We start from the raw sequence: 17881 nt of genomic DNA, 5'->3' as shown, positions 1-17881 counted from the left end.
CGAGAAGCCCAGACAGCTCACCCGGCGCTGTCGAATGCCTGTTTGATCCAACTGAACAGCTCGTCATTGACCTCGGATACTTCGGTGAGTTTGACTTTGTAATTGCACATTCCGCCGGCCGGGAGTTCTTCAAGCCGTCCCCCCGCTTTCAGCCCCTTCACATTCAATCCAACTTCGAACCGCGTATTGGTCGCGGGGCCGAGCATGGCGAACTGCTTTTTCCGTCGAAGGCTGACATACCCCTTCTTGGGCGCGATCTCGAACTCACCAAATGTACTGATTTTCTTCATGAGCGCTTCGTGTATCGGTCGCATATGGGCTTTGGGGCCGGTGTAGATAGTATCTAGGACATCGCCACCCGCGGAGGTCGTTTCCTGCGCGGCGCTGGCGCCATCACTCTTGAGGATCACATGAGTAAGCGTGTTGGCATCGCCGTGTCCTAATCCAAGGTCTACTTTGAGCATGTCGCGGATTTCGCCATGCTTGGTCAAACCGCTCATCTTCACGATCTTCGCAAGTTCATCCAACGTCTTTCCGGTCTTAGTCTGAATGTTCTTGAGCTGCGTTTGCAGTGCCTGTTGTGGGTCGGCCATGGAAATACCTCCTCATGTTGCGGCATTCTAATAAACGAACGCCAGTTGTTAGCATGTCGACATTCTTCTTCAAATCGTCGTCCACGCAAAATATACCAATTTACTCGTGTTTCTCAACAATGTTCTATGATGGCCGATAATGGAGACAAGAGGCGGCATTATAATCCCAACAGGAGAGAAGTATGTTCCATCGAAATTTTGCATCGCGCCAGTGGGCGTTGACCCTCAGTTTGTTGCTCTTGGCAATATCTATCGGCGGTTGCGGCAAAGACCCGGTCAATAATGACACCTCTGCCACCACCGGCTCTATCACGGTGAATCTCATCGCTCCGGCTCAGTCGAATGTGAATGGCCATGCCGCGAGGCTGGCTCTGTTGAACCAAGCCGGAGATAGTCTGATGGTCGTGAGCGAAGACGAGCTGTTTGCCGACGGTTTCGTCCAGATCACGGTAGATAGCATTCCGGCAGATGTTTATGCGCTCATGGTAGCAATTAGTCACGATAGTTCGGCAACCCAGGAGACGGGCTTGGTCAGTGACAGCGATTACTTTTGGATGGGACTCGATGTCGAGGTGAGCGGAGCAGATACCCTCACGTTGAGTCAGTATCATTGGCAACGGTATTACAGTGAGGCGATCATAGTTGGCGTTCGCGGTATTCCGTCCAGTCAGGAAGGGAAGATCGCAGGCGCCGGTCTGTTTACAGACGGCTATGATGTTCTGGCGACCAGCCAGCCGAACGCGATTGTCGGTGCAGCATCGTTTGTTTATAACGGAGCAATCGTTGTTTCCATGTTCCAGGATGGTGAACTTGGGCCAGACCCACTTTCCGCAGGAGAATACGACTTCTGGTGTATAGTGGATGTCGACGGCACACCCGAAGACTGGTTCACTCAGAATGGCCAAGGTGGGATTGAGAATGGCGACCTGATCGCTCAATCTGATTTCACTTACCTTGGGCCAGAGGAAAGCCAGTTTTATTTCCGGACGGGGGATTTCACGGCCCTGGATGCCCAGACTCTGACTCTGAATCTTACCGTACCCACGGAACTCGGACTAGAAGGCCATGGTCTTTATCTCTACGTTTACGAGACATTCCAGGACCCGCATTTGGCGCTGGGTGAAACGGTAGTTGAGGGAACCGACGTTACCGTATCGGTAGAGTTGCTGCAGGCTGGAACATTCCAACTGCTGGTGGTTCTGGACAAGGATAATAGCTTTAGTCCCAATGTGACGGAATACCCATGCCTGACAGTCGATGATTATTTCTGGGGGACGCTTGACCTGACCGTTCTTACTGACAGGACGATCACTATCTCAGACAGCGCCCTTCAAAACTACCAGTCGTTTATTTATTCGGTGAAGGGGATACCGGCGGGGAACGACGGCAAGCCGTTTGCCGTGGCCCTTTATCCCGATGGTGAGCAGCCGCTCAATATCCATGATGATCCCGTCTTTGCGGGTGTCGGCATGGTCTACAATAACTCGGCGATGGTTTCACTGCAACCGACAGACATGCTGTCCGGAGACAGCTCCGGATACATTCCGGAGGGGGATTACGACGCCTGGACGTTAGTTGATGTGGATGGCCATATGTCGGACTTTTTCGGCGATGCAATCGTTCGCCCGGCTACCATTGGCGACCGATATTATAAGTTCGATGTCACTTATGATGAGGAGAACCGGTATGCCGACTTCCAGGAGCGAGAAGGGTCGTTCCTGCCGATAATCGCGGTGACCGGTGACATTGACTGCCCGACATTCCACGGGAATAACATCTATATATATCTCTTCCGGGAAAACCCGTTCACTTCCGAGGGTGTTGATCCAGTGGTGACTCTCGTTTCGCCGGAACCAGGTTGGTATGAAATGCCTTACTATTCCAACGACTCAATGTACATTGTTGCATTCTGGGATAATGACGGCAGTGGCGAAGATGGCGGACCAAGTGCTGGAGATCTGATCGGAGCCTATGGTCTGGCCCAACGGCGGTGATCCAATGACTGATCTCGTGCAGGTCACCACTTCTACACTGGCTACCGCCAATCGGAATTTCGAATTATGGTTTACCTTTGAAGCTCCGACTGCAGCTCCCTGGAAAAAGTAAGCAGATACTACGGACTTAAACAAAGGGCCGGCTGACTGCCGGCCCTTTTCATTTTGATCTGGCAGGGGTCTATTTCGTGATCACTTGCCTCGATTTTTCCAGAAATCAAACGACCGTCCAGGCACAAAGATATCAATTCCGACCGATGGCGTGGATAACGGATTGGTAACGATGTGCGATTCGTTTCCCGGGATGTAAACGGAATCACCGACCTCAAGCGTCTGTTCATCCGAGTCGGTAGTGATGGTCAGTTTACCTTCCAGGACAATCAATACCTGGGCGTTGGGATGGTCATGTTTCGGCGATGCATGCTTCGGCGGTTTGACGAAGTGCTCGATAGAAATATCCGGCTGGGCGCAGATCGATATCCGTTTCCAGTCTTTCTCCGGTTCATAACTCTCCCCGCTTTGTAAACGAATAACCTGCATAGGACCTCTTTCCCAGGTATAGTTAATGCGAAGGTTGGCCAAATCTGCCAGGACAGAAAAATAGCAAACAGACCCTTCGGTACCAACTGGAAAGTTCGTTACAGGTGTCGGCGAATGAGGAAGGGTGTGGCACCAATTCAGGATCGGGCTGGCGTGGCAATAGGGCCGAACTTGACTCAGCTTCGGATCAATTGTGGCAACTCTGTCTTCTTCAACGCACCGGCCCAAGATGCTGGTCCAGCCAAAGCAAGACCTCTTTGACCAGTTCGCTCCGAGGTACAGAATGTCCCAGTGAATAGGTCAGCCGCTTTTTCTGATCCGGTGGAGCGCCCAAAAGTTCAAACATCGGGCGCTGCGACGTCTCAATCGGAAAGAAGAAGTCACGCTCACCGTTCAGCATCAGAGTCGGTTGCGTGACCCGCGATATAGTTGATCTGATCGACTTCCGGCAACGCGTGTTGAAAGATGAGACCGGCTACGTAGAGCACAACCGTCTTGATCCGCTTTTCGATCGCGGGCATGATCGCCCCCATCGCGCCACCCCAGCTAATGCCGTAATAGGCCAGCTTGGATGAATCAATATCTGCTCGGGTTTCCAAGTAGTCGATCGAACGGGCCAGATCCTTGCTCCACATGATGACATGATCTTTATAGAATGTCGATTGATCAGGATAATCGGATTTCAGCTCATCCCCTCGCTGGTAGGTTCCCTTATAAATGGGGAGCATGAGAGCACGACCACTCTTCAAGATGAAGTCCGCTCGCCGGAAGTCGGTTGTCCCGACTGACGAGACATGGATCGCCAGCGAACCGGGGAACATCACTACCGTCTGCAACGGAGGTTTCGGTCGGATCGGCAGGAACAGATAGGCCAACATCTGCTCGCCGCCATAGGCGGCATCAAAACTGATCTTCTGAAGGATCCCGAGTGGACGCTCTTCTTCTGACTCTATCCTGGCATTCAGTGGCGTCTTGTCATAGCTAAACTGTCGAAGGAAAAATCCAAATACCTCGTTCGACACTGGCTCTTCCGTCATAAAATCACGGAACGGGAGTTCAATGATCCGCTCGAGATTCACTCGGTTCGGCTCGTCAGCCAACACTCGCATACAGCGGAAGCCGTTGGTGCGGGAGCGATCGAATGGCGACTGAGCATACGCATCGGTAATCGCGTATTCTGCGTCATTCCATCCGCCACCCAGAATGAAACGCTGACCCGGACGATTGCATTCATTCCAGGTCCATTCGCGAACGTTGCCGGCGAGATCATATATCCCAAATCTATGCATCGCTTGTGTAGAACCTACCGGCAGAAGACTTTTGCCCGAAAAGTTGCAGAAGGGAATGATCTGCGAGCTGGCCACGGTGAAAGCGACGCGATTCCAGTGGAAGATGGTCGGCAGCTCTTTACCGGCCCAAACCGCGTATGCAGCGGCTTCGTACCAACTGATCCCCGTGACCGGGAGGTCATCCTCACCTGAGGGGAATTCGCCGAACTCCCATCCGGCAGGGCCGGGTTGGCCCACCGCGTCGGTGAATCTTCCGAGCGCCTCTTGCCTCTCAATGGTACGCCCATCGTCAACGAACGGATGTCGCCAGTATTCTTCGCTATCGTATCCGCCGATATCAACGAACTTCTTGAATTCGCGATTGGTGACAGGATGGCGGTCGAGCAGAAACTCGGACATGGGTTCGGTCTTTAAATGGTCGAGTCCCGGCATAAAGAGTGGAAACTCCCCGCCGGGAATCAGTTCCATGTCATCTGGGATCTCGCCCGGCGAGACCAGCCGATAATGCCACAACGAGGTCCTATTGTCCGTGGCGCCAAAGACTGAATTTTCGATTATCCAGAGCAGATCATGACACGGCCTGTGTCCCGCCAGCTCAAGCTTGAGTCTGGTGAAACCTCGAGGATAACGCACCTCCTGTAGCGGAGTCACACCAAGTGGGATCCACTCGCTCTCCGGGTCACCGTAATATTTGATAGAGACGGTTGCGCCGGGTGGATCGGATGTAATGTTGATCTTGCGACTGAACTCCGGCAGGAACCGTTCCAGTTGCCCATCAACATCCGCCATCTTCTCGATCTCGCGAGCAAGTTCATAGCAGACCAGGCTTCCGGCCCTTCATCCAGTGACTGGATCTTCTCAATGATGCTCGCCAGCTTTGGCAGTCCTTCATCGCGAGCCCAATTGCGAAGTCGTTTCAATTCGATAAGCAGATCGCCTGCATTGGCGTACCGGTTGGCAGGGTCACGTTCCAGACAACGTCGAATAATGGCTGCGAGTGGCCCCGGCAGGGCATGATTGATCCGGCCCACGCTATCGGGAGTGAATTGCATGATGGCGTTAAATACCAACGCCGTGTTAGTTCCGCCAAAAAGTCGCTCTCCGGTCGCCATCTCATACAATACGGAGCCGAGCGCAAAGATATCAGTCCGTTCGTCGACCTCTCCTCCGGTGATCTGTTCTGGAGACATGTAGGGAATCGTTCCGATGAACGCACCCTGCGTGGTCAGAGGAATATTCGCGGTTGCCGGCTCACTTGATACTGATTCAGCCGTTCGCGTCTCGGTCGGACGGGACAGACCAAAATCAAGGAGTTTCACTCCCGAGGCAGTCAACATGAGGTTGCCCGGCTTGAGGTCGCGGTGAACAACCCCCGCCCGATGTGCTTTGGCCAATCCGTCGGCTACCTGGGCACCGAATACGAGGAGCTCGTCGACCGGAAGCGGCCCGCGTTCAAGGCGGGAGGCCAGCGTCTCACCCGGGATGTACTCCAGGACCAGAAAGTCTGTTTCGTGATGTCGTCCAATATCGTAGAGGTGCAAATGTGCGGATGATTGAGCTGAGAAATGATACGGGCCTCGCGCTCAAACCGGGAGCGAGCTTCGCTGTTATTTGCCAGATGTGCGGCAGAAATTTGAGCGCTACCTGGCGGTCCAACCGAGTATCTTCGGCCAGAAAGACCTCCCCATTCCCCCTGCTCCCAGCTTTTCAATGATCCGGTAGTGCTGGACCATCGAACCCGCGCTCATCATCATGGGCGAGCGCGCAACATCGTCGCGCATGTCACCGGACATGGCAAAACACCGCCGGGTAAGATAAAGATAGACTATTTATGGCCATAAATCGAAGATACCGCGCGAGCGGAAATTGCCAAGTGTTCTTCGAAAGGAGTGGAGGAAAAGGGATTGAAAGGAGCGGCGGGGCCACTATCGGTAGCTGGCCGATGCCGGTCTTCGATCCAATTCCCGGCGAACGGCGGCCGCGATCGTTCTTCGGTCAAGCGGCTTCCGGACGAACTGGCCGGCGCCCAGGCGCTGGGCCTCGAGCACCCGTTCGGATTCTGAGAAGCCGGAGACGATAATGGCCTTTTGTTCCGGATTGATCTCAAGGGCGCGCCGATAGGTCTCGGTACCATCCATGGAGTTGGGCATGATCATATCAACCAGCAGAAGGTCAAATTGCTGATGTCCCAGCAGCTTGACCGCGGCATCACCATTGGCGCAGTCGGTGACCAAATAACCCAGAGAGGTCAACAGCCGCGACGAGACCTCTCGCTGAATATCATCGTCATCGATCACCAGAATTCGTTCGGTACCGCCAATCGCCTTTGTCGGTGGACGAACCAGAGACTGTGCCTCTGACAATCGGGAAATAGAGCGAGAAAGTCGATCCGTGACCAACGCGAGTGGTCAGGTCAAGATAGCCGCCGTGGTCTTTCCGACCGCATCGACCACACCTGAGTCCCAATCCTGATCCACGCTTCTTATCGGCCGACTTGGTGGTGAAGTACGGATCGAATATTCTCTCCACCAGATCGTCGGGGATCCCGCAGCCGGTATCCGTGACGGACAAACGGATGTACTCGCCTCGCGGAACCCGGCCAAATTGGATGGTCGAATCATCGGCGTAGAAATTTTCGGTCCGGATGTTCAGTAGTCCGATATCCTGCATGGCATCCCGCGCATTCGTGACCAGGTTCATTACGACCCGGTAGAGTTGCGCCGTGCCACCGGTGATGTTCATGATGTCCGGGGCCAGGCATAACTCGAGCGCGAGGGTTGAGGAGTATCACCCATATCGCGAATGACCTGCTGGACCACCGTGTTGAGGCAGAGGACTTCCTGGTTGTAGTGCCCTCGTCGGCTCAACGTCAGAAGCTGTTGATTGAGATCGGCGATCTTTCGCGGAATCTTCGATGGAATCGAGATAATGGAAAGCGGGGTCATTGACCGGAAGGGATTCCCTGATCAGTTCGGGATAGGCCATCATCAGGGCAAGCATATTGTTAAAATCGTGCGACCTGTCCGGCGATCTGCCCCGCTGTCTCGGCCGTTGAGCCCGCGACTCCAATTGTTGCAGCCGCTTCATTTCGGTGATATCGATCACCGTTCCGAATGCGCCGAGATAGTTCCCCTGGTCATCCATACGCGGTGAGACCGAGGCCAGAAGTTTCTTGCGCCGTCCGTTCAACGTGATGATATCCAGTTCGTATTGACTTTGCGGTCCCATTTTCCGGTTCTGAGCTTGCGCACGGACCACTTCATGCTGATCCTCTGGTGTCAGATCGAGTAGGTTACGTCCAATCAATTCATCGGTCTGAACAGACTCGAATACCTGGGCGAACGAGGGGTTGTAGTATTCGATGACGTAGTTCGGATCGACCGTCACAATCCCTTCGAGCACAGAATTAAAAAGCTGATGATAACGCTCTTCCGATTTGCGAAGCGCTTCTTCTGCCTGTTTTCGTTCGGTAATGTCGCGGGCATAGCCGGTTGTACCAATGATCCGTCCATTGTCGTCCAACACCGGCGTCTTGAACGTCTCGAACCACCTATCTTCGCCGCGATCTCTGACCAATTCCTCGACGATCTTGCTCTGGCCAGTCCTGATCACTTCGGCATCATCGTGGCGATATTGCTCCGCGAGTTCCTTTGGCCAGATGTCCAGATCGGTCAGTCCCACTAAATCCTGTTGCTCTGCTTTGCCACAGGAGGCGGCAAATGACTTGTTTACGGCAAGAAACCGGCTTTCGGTATCTTTGAGCCAGACCAGGCCTGGCTGATTTTCGATGATCGAACAGTACGATTCGCGGACCTTGAGAGCATGATCCGCACTCCTTCGATCAGTGATGTCAAGGTAAGTGCCCAGGACACCAACAATCTCTCCTGAGCTGTTACGGAGAGGGGTCTTGCTGGTCAGCAGATGGATCAGTTCACCGGTTGGTGTGGTTTGCGGTTCCTCGATCAGCATCTTGGCCACGCCACTTTCGATCACGGCGCGATCATCAGCGCAATACAGCTCGGCTTGGTCGCGCCAGACCATGGCATGGTCGTCTTTTCCCACGATCTCTTCCGGCGATCGAAGTCCTGCGTCAAGAGCAAACAGCTCATTGCAGCCCAGGTAGATACCATTCCGGTCTTTCCAGAAAACTCTCGCCGGTATTGAATGGAGTACAGAATTGAGGAGCTCTCGTGATTCTCTTAGTGCCTCGGTTGCCTTGCGATGTTCCGTGATGTCGACCATCACCGTCAGGAAGTACTGTTTCCCCTGACTGATTATCATCTCGCCCGTGAAGAGCCCGTGCAGAATCTCACCATTCTTGCGGCGGATGCGTAGCTCGATCTCCGCGATCCGTCCGGTCTCCCAAAGTTGCCTGCCTGCCTGTTGCTGTTGTTCCGGGTCCGCAAAGAGATTCAATTCATCGCCATTCCGTCCGATGACCTCTTCCCGCGTATATCCGATCGTCTTGAGGAACGCGTCATTGACATCGATAAACTTCCGATCCTTTGTATCGGAGACCGCCATCAGGGCCGGGTTATTGCGGAAGAGACTTTCAAAGCGCTGCTGGGCTTCCTGCTCTGCAGTAAGGTCTTTGGATAGTCCAAGATGCAATCTCGCCATTCCATTTTCCGGACCATATCCGGTCTCGACAGGGAGAAGAGAGCCGTCCTTGCGCGCCAGAGGCGGGACAACTGGTGCGTTCACCGCGAACCATTGAGCCAATGACGGTAAGGGCCTCCTGGCGCACGTCAGCGGGGTGTAAGTCCAGGATATGCATCGTGGAAAGCTCCACTACCGAATATCCCAGCGCAGTACCTACCGCCGAATTGGTGAAAGTGATCTTTCCCTCTTCGGAGGCCACTATCAGCAGGTCGCCGACCGACTCGAAGAACGTGCGAAAGTTGGTTTCGCTCTCGCGGAGTTTCGTTTCCGCTATCTTCCGTTCCGTGATATCTTTGTCGACACCACGATATCCCTTGAGATTTCCAGGTCATCCAGGAATGGGACAGCATTGGTGACCATGCACATCAGTGCGCCATTCTTAGAAAGCACCCAATTCTCGAGGTTAACAATAGGGGCTCGCTTGGAGGCTAAATTCGAAAAGACCGCAGACACTCGAGTTGCTTCTTCGGGCGGCATGAATTCAAAGGGAGATTTGCCGATCAGTTCGGCAGGCGTGAAGCCCATCATTTCGATAGACCTGTCTGAGCAGTAGGTGAAGATCCCGTTCTCGTCAACTTCCCAGACCCAGTCGGCCATGCTGAATATGATGTCTTTCAGGCGCGATTCACTTTCGTGCAAGGCTTGCCTGACTTCTTGGATTCAGTGACATCGACATGGGTTCCCGTCATGCGAAGCGGTTTTCCCTCGGCGTCTCGCTCGACCACTCGGCCGCGATCGGAGATCCAGATCCAGTCACCTGAACAGTGCTTCATCCGGATATCGCATTCGTAATGGTCAGTGACGCCAGAGAAGTGCCGATGGATCAGTACCTCGGATTGGATCAGGTCGTCCGGTGGCACAGATTGAACCAGGTTGCAATGGAAATTGGCTGGAGTTCTTCAATAGTGTATCCAAGTATCTCCGCCCTACGCTCGTTGAGGACAAGTTCGCCCGACTGGATCTTCCAATCCCACAACCCCGCACCGGTCCCCTTGATAGCCAGATCGAGTCGCTCTTCACTTTCTTTTAAGCGACGATAAGGTTTCTATCCGGAGTCGCTCCCGCCGTCCACTGTGCCAGGCACCGATCGACAGCATGGTCACTCCAAACAACCAGAGCAGGAGGTGGGCGACCATCAGGGGCTGGAGGCGTGCCGAGGCTGCGGCGGTGAATTCGCCGAGAGGAATCTCTACCGAAATGCCACCGCCTATCTTGCCGGCCGTATACCCCTGTCCTGAGTGACACCCAAAACAGTCCTCCTTCGTGATAAGCGGCTGCATATAGCGAAGGTGTGGTTCGTTATTGACTATGGTTTTGGTTGAGTACTCACGAGCGCCCTGAGCAAAGAGGTCGAGTGCAGTACTCTCCCAACTGTCGGGCTCATGCTCGGGATGGATCGGATTCTTGCTTGTCAGATGGCTGCGAGTCTCTTGGCCATTGCGGCCGGGGCAAAACACTCGATGGACCCGATATGTCTGGTACGAGGTATCAATGCTTGTTGGATTGGCAGTCGAATCACCCCACTGGATATAGATCAGATCTTCGGCGATCTGTGATCGTGCCGCCTCCCGAGTTCGATCACTCCTTCGTGCTGGCTATGATAGTTCCAGACCATTGATGCCGCGACTGCTGCGGTCCATGCAAGGGCCAGGAGCAATGCGTATTTCAGCGAAGCCACGGTCTGGAGTGAATTACGAGAGAGCACGTTAGCTGATCCTCTGTATATAACCGGTATCCACGTTTTTCACCCAAGTTGAGCGAATATCATCATGGATAAGCCCGTCAACTAGTATCGGCAAGCTGTGCAAAAAGTTAACAGGCACAGGAATCAACCGGCTGTCAGGCAAGGCAATACAAGCAGAGCGGAAGACAGAATAGCCCCCGATTTTACTGCGCGAATCCTAAAGCATCGACCGCCAATGCCGATTTCTACGAATGAACCATCTCTTTCCGACTGGTGACGATTACAATGACCAACAAAAGAAAAGATCGACGAATCTATGCCCCGGATGTCCTCCCGGTAAAAGACCGCGTTAGTTGTCTGACGCTGGGGTTTCTTCGCGATCTCTCAGTGCATGGAATGAAATTGACCGGTAAAGGACCGTTCACTCAGGGAAATATCTACAAGTTGAAACTGGTCCTTCCGCGGGCCATCATGGGGAAAAGATCAGTAGAATTGGAAGCTTGCTGCCGTTGGAAGACGAAAACGGCAAAGAAGGATGTCTTTGATGCCGGCTTCCAATTTGCGCAGTTGTCCGAAGATGTTGAACTGCTCCTCCTCCTTGTTCAGGCCGAGTATGCGGTCAAGATGATGGACACCGAAGAATCGACAGTCGGTAGTACGGGCCGGTAAGATTACCCATCGCTCTCATCCAGTCATCGTTGATACTTTGCTGAGAAGATGGGTGGCACGCGTTGCCAAGTCAGAGGTTATTTCCCTTTATACTCTAGTGACAGCACCGTAATATCATCCGCCTGGTCGGCTTTCCCCATATATTGCAGAACATCAACAATCACCCCGCGGACGAGATTGTTGACATTCTCCGGCCTGCTCCCTTCGAGATACTTGAGCAGTCTCGGCTCCATATACATTTCGTGCGATCCGTTGGTCGCCTCAGTCACGCCGTCAGTATAGAGGATGATCCGGTCACCCGGCTGGAATTGAATCTCTTTGGCTTCAAAAGCTGAACTGGTCGAACTTGCCCAGTAATATCCCCGGTGCATTCTCCAATTGGGCGACCGCGCCACTCCCCCTTCACCACAAACGGAAGGTTATGCCCGCCGTTACAATAGCGGATGATACCAGTACTCGTATCCAGCACACCGTAGAATACGGTGACAAACATGCTGGCATCACTCTCCGGGATCAGCATACTGTTGACTTTGGAAAGGCAAGCCGCCGGATCGAGCAATTGCGAGGCGATCCCCTTGATCATAGTGCGTGCGACTGCCATATAGATTGCGGCCGTTATCCCCTTGCCGGATACATCGCCGATCACAAACCCTAGGTGACTATCATCGATAAAGAAGAAATCATAAAGTCGCCGCCGATATCTTTAGCCGGATGCATCTCCGCATAGATCGAAAATTCGCTCCGATGCGGAAACGGCGGAAAGGTCTGCGGAAGGATCGTCTGCTGGATGCGCGAGGCGGTAGAGAGATCGCGCTGCACCGCCATGAGGCTCTTTCGATCGTCGAGCGCGGCCTTGATAGCAACGATCTCTTTGAGCCCCTTCTCGATCGTCAGATGGAGGTCGTTGAAGTCGATCGGCTTGGTGACGAAATCAAACGCCCCGCGATTCATGGCGGTCCGGATATTCTCCATATCCCCATAAGCGGATACGATAACGGTCTTCAGTGCCGGGTCGCCGCGCTCCTGCAACCGCTGAAGCAGTGTCAGTCCGTCCATGCGGGGCATGTTGATATCGGAAAGGATCAGCGCGATATCATCGGCAGCCTGAAGTTGATTCAAGGCGTCTTCGCCATTCTCGGCGAAAACGAATTCATACAGCTCTGCCTGGATCTGCTTCCTGAATCTCTGTAGGATCAGCATCTTCAGATCCGGTTCGTCGTCAACGACCATTATCTTGAACAATTTCATAGCGTCCCGATCGCTTAGCCTTGTTTCTGTTGTCCGATCTGAGCATGAACTTCCTGCTTCAGCCTGCCGAAATCGATCGGTTTGGTGAAGAATTCTTTGGCGCCGGAAGCCATCGCCTTCCGGTGGTTGTCGCCTTCGCCATACGCGGAAATCATGCTGACATGAATGTGCGGATACTTCTGAGTGATGATCTCCAGCAGCTCCAGCCCGGTCATCCCCGGCATATTGATATCCGAAAAAACATAAACCACATCGGGAGGCTGCGAGCTGTCCAGAATGGCCAGTGCGTCTTGTCCGGAAAAGGCGAAAACCAATTCCAACTCGCCGCTTCGAATCTCTTTCCTGAATTGCTGCAGAAAGAGCAACTCGATGTCCTGTTCATCATCGACGACCAAAACTTCATATTTATTTCACTCTCTGTTACTTTGCGCACTCGTCAGTGGGGGTCAGCCGGCAAAGCGACCACAAAGGTAGCGCCGCCGTCCTCATTAGATTCTATGTTCAGTACGCCGCCGTGGGCCTTGACGATATCATTGGTGATAGACAGCCCGAGTCCGGTCCCCTGGGTCCCCTTTTTCGTCGTAAAGAAGGGCTGAAGGATCTTATCCTTGATGCTGTCCGGAATTCCCGGACCGTTGTCGCCGACCTCAACCAGCACTCGATTGGTTTCCCGACGGGTTCGCACGGTCAGTTTGGGGAGGTACGAATGTGAGCCTGTCTGCTTGCTTTCTCCGTTCAACTTGTCCCGCATGGCATCAAAGGCGTTCTGGCAGAGATTGATGATCACCCGGCTGAAATCCTCAGCGATCACCGAGACCATCCCGACCGGATCCTGGAGATCAAGGACGATATCGACATTGATCGGATTCTTGCCTGCCCTCATGCCATGAAAGGCGAGATTGGCGTACTCTTTGACCAGCGCATTTAGGTCAATCGGTTCTCGCTTGCCGCTGCCGCCGCGCGAGTGCTGCAGCATCGACTTGACAATCCCATCCGCGCGCGTGCCATGTTGAATGATCTTAGTCAGGTTGGTACGGATATCCGTCAACAGAAGCGGGACATCCCCCTTCTTGAGATCGGGCGCAGATGATTCGATCTCTTGTATCACTTCATCAAGCAATTCCATCGAAACCGAGGAGAAGTTATTCACGAAGTTGAGGGGGTTTTTGATCTCGTGTGCAATGCCGGCAGTGAGCTGGCCGAGAGAGGCGAGTTTCTCCTGCTGGAGTAGTTGAACCTGCGTGTCGCGCAGTTCAGAGAGAGCGTCCTCGGCACGTTTCTTCTCGGTCTGCAACTGGATCAGGTCAAGGTGCGCCTGATGCGCCTGAGCCTCGGCCAGTTTCAGATCGTTGAAACGGGTGAACGTAAGATTAAAGACCGCTGCAAATCGCTCCAGTAGAAGAATGGTCTCTACCGGTTGTTCATCGGGAGAGGCGATTCCCAAGAATCCTCTGGAGAAGTAGGCGATCGTCTGGACCCGACGCGTTTGCGAGAGTCCCCCTTTGAACGGGACATTCAGTTTCGCCAACTGCTGGAAATATTCCTGCAGCTCTTCTCCCTGCATGTCGATCGTGATTGATGTTCTTCCCTCTTTCCACCCAGCGAACATCTTGCGAAATGTGCCGTTGCTCTCCAGGTTGGTGGCGAAGCCCGAATTCACTCTGCTTCCGTCTTCATCGGTGATCCAGAATTCGGCGTTGCCGGAATCATCCTTGATGACCGTGATATAGAGGCGGTTTGGTGCGATCCCCAGGGCGATCAGTTGTCTGAAGAGAACCGCCGCCGTTTCGGCCAATTCATCGGATCGCTGCATCGCCAGCGTGCGACTTCGCACCCGCTCCAGGCTTGCTTCAATCTGTGCTTCGCGAGCCTGTTCTTCAGCGCGCTGGAGTTCAAGGTATCTTCTGAATGTTAGTTCGATGATCCCTTTGAAGCGGTTTAGCACCGCCAGCTGTTCATCAGTGTACTGCTCCTGCGTCCAGGCGTAGAATTGCCCTTCTGAGAAGTAGAGGTAGTAACCATGCTCGACTTTCTCTCGCTGATCACCTGAAACAAAGGGAACAGGGTTCTGCCGGTGCAGCCATTCGTAGTACGATAGCAGTTCTTCGTTTTCAGCGTGACCAGGTAGTCTTCTTGCTTTAGCCACTGCTGGTATTGCTTCTCCAGCGACGGATGACCAGTCAGAGAGATAATTCCAACATGGGCAAGAGTATCACTCTCCCGGGAGGTGGAGGTGAAGTAGAGCGATCCATCGTGGGATTGCTTGGTCAACAGTACCACGCCACAGCGAACCGACGTGATCCCCAGTTTCCGCAATTCCGTGAAAACTAGCCCGGAGGTAACCGACAGATCGTTGCTGGTACGCATCGCCATCGCTTTCGAACGCACACGCTCCAGCGCTGCCTCGATAGTGGCTTCGCGCGCCTGTGCCTCGGCCTGTTTCAGATCGAGAAAGCGGGTGTAGGTCAGGTCAAAGACCGAGGCAAAGCGCTCGAGGAGTTGGACCACCTGCTCGGATCGCGGATGATCGGTTGAGAATGCCAGTATGCCTTTGGAAAAGAAGGCTGCATGGATCACCCAGCGATCTGTATCCACATGTAACTCGGCTCGGGGATCTCCGCCTCTGACTCTCAGCCGGAACTTATTGTATTCACGAAGTTCCTCTCCCACCAAATCAAGCACTAAAGACTTCTGCTGCTGCTTCCAGGCCGCGAACAGTTTTTGAAGACTGGCTTGCTCATTGAAATGGACTTTTCGGGGATTCTGCCACTGGTTGCCGAAACTCGTGGCATATAGTTCCAGCGTCTCCTGGTCATCGCTGAAAATTCCAATGGAGATCTGGTCGCCGATCTCTCCCAGTTGCATGAACTGCTCGAAAAGAACAAAGGATGTTTCCGAAAGCTCGCTACTCTTCTGCATCGCCATGGTGCGACTTCGCACCCGCTCGAGGGCGGCCTCGATCTGGGCCTCGCGGGTTTGAGCTTCAGCCTGTTTCAGGTCGAGAAAGCGAGTGTAGGTCAGGTCAAAGACCGAGGCAAAGCGCTCGAGGAGTTGGATGATCTCTGGTGGTCGAGGTTCGCTGGTCGAAAAGGAGAGGTTACCTTTGGAGAAGAACGCCGAGTGGATGACCCAGCGCTCATGCGTGAAGGTCATTCCGGTCACGTTCTTGATGTCTCTCAGTTGTTTCCGCCAGGTATTATAGTCGATCAGTGCATCACCAGACAAATCGATGACCAATGACCCTTTCCCTTCTTTCCATGCACGGTGAATTCTCCTCATCACGTCGTGCTCATTATATGGAAGTAGAGTCGAGCGTTTCCATTGATTGCCGTGACTTGTTGCAAACATCTCCATAGTGCCTGCATCGTCATCGATAATCCCGATTGAGACCTGTTCGCCCACTTCCCCCAGTTGCCTTAGTTGTTCGAACAGCACGAACGAGGTTTCGATCAGCTCGTCACTTCGCTGCATTGCCATTGTGCGACTTCGCACCCGCTCGAGGGCAGCTTCGATCTGCGCCTCGCGGGTCTGAGCTTCAGCCTGCTTCAGGTCAAGAAAACGGCGATAGATCTGCCCAAAGACCGAAGCAAACCGCTGCATGATATGCAGCTCGTCATCGTTCAGCCGTTCTTGTCTGACGACATTCAGGGAGCCTTCCGCGAAAAAGAAGGTATAGAAGACTTCACGTGAATTGTACGAACTGGCTGGCTGATATGAGACGACCCCCGCCATGTGACGATAGTATGCCTCAACTTCGTCGCCATTAAACTCCTGGAAGAAGTACGGTTCCTTGTTTTTCCAGGCCTCAAAGCAGCGATCAAAAAACGGATGCGCAGCTCTGGGTACTTCGCCAAGGATTTGCTTCCCGGATTTGCCGCTTGACTGTGACCGGGACCAGACCTCGATCGTCTCTGCGGACTCATTGAAAGTACCGACACCGGTTCTGATCGCCTCAATGCCAAGCGACGCCAGTTGTTCGAAGAAAACATCCGAAGCCTCGACCAGTTCATCGCTTCGATGCATCGCCAGTGATCGGGCACGGACTCTCTCCAATGATAATTCGATCCGCACCTCTTTGGCGTGTGCTTCCGCCTGTTCGATATCGACAAACCGTCGATACGCAAGGTCGAAGACATTGCGAAAACGTATAAGTATCTCACGCTTGGCTTCGCCGATCGGCTCGAATGACGAGATGCCGATATCCCCGAGTCCGATGGAGTAGAAATAGTAGTAGAGTGCGGGATGTTGATCGAGCCGGGGATCATCTTGCTCTCCGTTGCGACGTCGAAACTCCTTCCAGTCGTCCAGTTCTTTTCCCGTGAAGATTATCTCTTCGAAAGCATCATGTGCACCGCGGATCAGTTTGAGGTGACGTTCCACGACCGGGTGAATGTTGTATGGAATTCTGGTTATGCTGTTTCCGAGCTGATCTGAATAGTCGTAGTTGAGGAAGTACCGCTGGTCATCGTGATAAATATCGATCATTGCATTGCGAAGAGCGTCAAATCCAAGAGAGGACAGTTCTTTGAAGAGCACTTCACAGACCCCCAACAGGTCTTCCGGCTTCTTCATAGCGATCGCCCGGGTTCGCACCCGCTCCAGGCAAGCTTCGACTGCCAGTTCCCGGTTTTTGCTCTCAAGCTCTACGGTCCGGCGCTGAATCGCCTCGCGAAGCTGGTAATTCTCCTGCTTGATCTGCTCCGGCGCAATGGTCGCTCCCGCTTGGGCCCGGGGGTCGGGAAAGGAGCCATGCTGATGGAATACCTTCCATTGGTCGCCGATCTGGCGTAGAAAAGTCGAAAGTCGTATCTTGGCGTAAAACGTCCACTGATTGTCAATGAGGACATACATATCCGAGAACTCGTCGATCCGGACCAGGTCGTTGACCGAGGCGACTCGAATATCTCGCTCCCGCATTTCGACCTTGCCTGAGATTTGTTCGATCGTCGCATGCACAAACGCTAAGATCTCCGCTTTATTGAAGCAGAGTTCGATCTCGGCAGTGCCGATCAGAGTCACGTCTTCATCCACGACCGACAGAAACGTCGCTACATCTCCCTTTAAATAGCTCTCCCAATAGAGATCATAGACTTTGCGTGCTTCTTGTTCCTGCGGCTTGTGGTCTGTCATGTGTATGGTCTGGCCCGTTGGTTATAATCCGGTTTCGAAGTGCGATTTCAATAATAGACAATGATAGTCAAT

The 17881-nt window shown here is 53.4% G+C and carries 15 protein-coding genes and 1 pseudogene; 2 read left to right on the top strand and 14 right to left on the bottom strand.

What is annotated here, in order from left to right; genetic code table 11:
* Positions 1–17 precede the first annotated feature (17 nt).
* Complete coding sequence (locus tag IPH75_07830; protein MBK7141973.1) at positions 18–593, bottom strand: DUF4287 domain-containing protein; 576 nt, start codon at positions 591–593, stop codon at positions 18–20.
* 182 nt (positions 594–775) lie between these two features.
* Between IPH75_07830 and IPH75_07825 the strand changes: the two genes are divergently transcribed.
* Positions 776–2587 (top strand): hypothetical protein, encoded by a 1812-nt coding sequence (locus tag IPH75_07825; GenBank protein MBK7141972.1) that lies wholly within the window; start codon positions 776–778, stop codon positions 2585–2587.
* A 192-nt stretch (positions 2588–2779) separates the two neighbouring features.
* On the opposite strand, the gene IPH75_07820 is transcribed toward IPH75_07825, so the two are convergent.
* The 9 genes from IPH75_07820 to IPH75_07780 form a co-directional block, all read right to left on the bottom strand.
* A complete protein-coding gene (locus IPH75_07820) occupies positions 2780–3127 on the bottom strand; it encodes a cupin domain-containing protein (protein ID MBK7141971.1) in 348 nt (115 codons plus the stop codon).
* Between the two features lie 386 nt (positions 3128–3513).
* Positions 3514–5205 (bottom strand): SUMF1/EgtB/PvdO family nonheme iron enzyme, encoded by a 1692-nt coding sequence (locus IPH75_07815; protein MBK7141970.1) that lies wholly within the window; start codon positions 5203–5205, stop codon positions 3514–3516.
* 851 nt (positions 5206–6056) lie between these two features.
* Positions 6057–6209 carry a hypothetical protein gene (locus IPH75_07810; GenBank protein ID MBK7141969.1) on the bottom strand — a complete coding sequence of 51 codons (153 nt, stop codon included), beginning with the start codon at positions 6207–6209 and terminating at the stop codon, positions 6057–6059.
* Positions 6210–6341: 132 nt separating this feature from the next.
* Positions 6342–6713: a response regulator gene (locus IPH75_07805; GenBank protein ID MBK7141968.1), complete on the bottom strand. Its 372-nt coding sequence runs from the start codon at positions 6711–6713 to the stop codon at positions 6342–6344.
* Positions 6703–7158, bottom strand: coding sequence for a hypothetical protein (locus IPH75_07800; GenBank protein MBK7141967.1), 456 nt, complete (start codon positions 7156–7158; stop codon positions 6703–6705). The genes IPH75_07805 and IPH75_07800 overlap by 11 nt, the downstream gene beginning before the upstream one ends.
* A 45-nt stretch (positions 7159–7203) precedes the next feature.
* On the bottom strand, positions 7204–9138 hold the full coding sequence (locus tag IPH75_07795; protein ID MBK7141966.1) for a PAS domain S-box protein: 1935 nt from the start codon (positions 9136–9138) through the stop codon (positions 7204–7206).
* A 210-nt stretch (positions 9139–9348) separates the two neighbouring features.
* Positions 9349–9675: a PAS domain-containing protein gene (locus IPH75_07790; protein ID MBK7141965.1), complete on the bottom strand. Its 327-nt coding sequence runs from the start codon at positions 9673–9675 to the stop codon at positions 9349–9351.
* Between the two features lie 17 nt (positions 9676–9692).
* Positions 9693–9938 (bottom strand): PAS domain-containing protein, encoded by a 246-nt coding sequence (locus IPH75_07785; GenBank protein ID MBK7141964.1) that lies wholly within the window; start codon positions 9936–9938, stop codon positions 9693–9695.
* A gap of 156 nt (positions 9939–10094) precedes the next feature.
* Positions 10095–10628, bottom strand: a complete 534-nt coding sequence (locus IPH75_07780; GenBank protein ID MBK7141963.1) for a DUF3365 domain-containing protein — start codon at positions 10626–10628, stop codon at positions 10095–10097.
* Between the two features lie 419 nt (positions 10629–11047).
* Here IPH75_07780 and IPH75_07775 point away from each other — a divergent pair, with 419 nt between their 5' ends.
* The gene (locus IPH75_07775) at positions 11048–11431 is read left to right on the top strand and encodes a PilZ domain-containing protein (protein MBK7141962.1); all 384 of its coding nucleotides are present in this window, start codon (positions 11048–11050) and stop codon (positions 11429–11431) included.
* Positions 11432–11508: 77 nt separating this feature from the next.
* Here IPH75_07775 and IPH75_07770 read toward each other — a convergent pair.
* The 4 genes and pseudogenes from IPH75_07770 to IPH75_07755 form a co-directional block, all read right to left on the bottom strand.
* Positions 11509–12679, bottom strand: a pseudogene (locus IPH75_07770) (SpoIIE family protein phosphatase).
* A 14-nt stretch (positions 12680–12693) separates the two neighbouring features.
* Positions 12694–13074 (bottom strand): response regulator, encoded by a 381-nt coding sequence (locus IPH75_07765; GenBank protein MBK7141961.1) that lies wholly within the window; start codon positions 13072–13074, stop codon positions 12694–12696.
* Positions 13075–13115: 41 nt separating this feature from the next.
* A complete protein-coding gene (locus IPH75_07760; protein MBK7141960.1) occupies positions 13116–14624 on the bottom strand; it encodes a hypothetical protein in 1509 nt (502 codons plus the stop codon).
* Positions 14618–17809, bottom strand: a complete 3192-nt coding sequence (locus IPH75_07755; protein MBK7141959.1) for a nuclear transport factor 2 family protein — start codon at positions 17807–17809, stop codon at positions 14618–14620. Before IPH75_07755 ends, IPH75_07760 begins: the two co-directional genes overlap by 7 nt.
* Positions 17810–17881: the final 72 nt, after the last annotated feature.

Source organism: bacterium (assembly GCA_016708025.1).
In the GTDB taxonomy this organism is placed as follows: Bacteria; Zixibacteria; MSB-5A5; order GN15; family FEB-12; genus FEB-12.
Note: the sequence above shows the minus strand (reverse complement) of the source record. Positions and strands in the feature narration are given on the sequence as shown.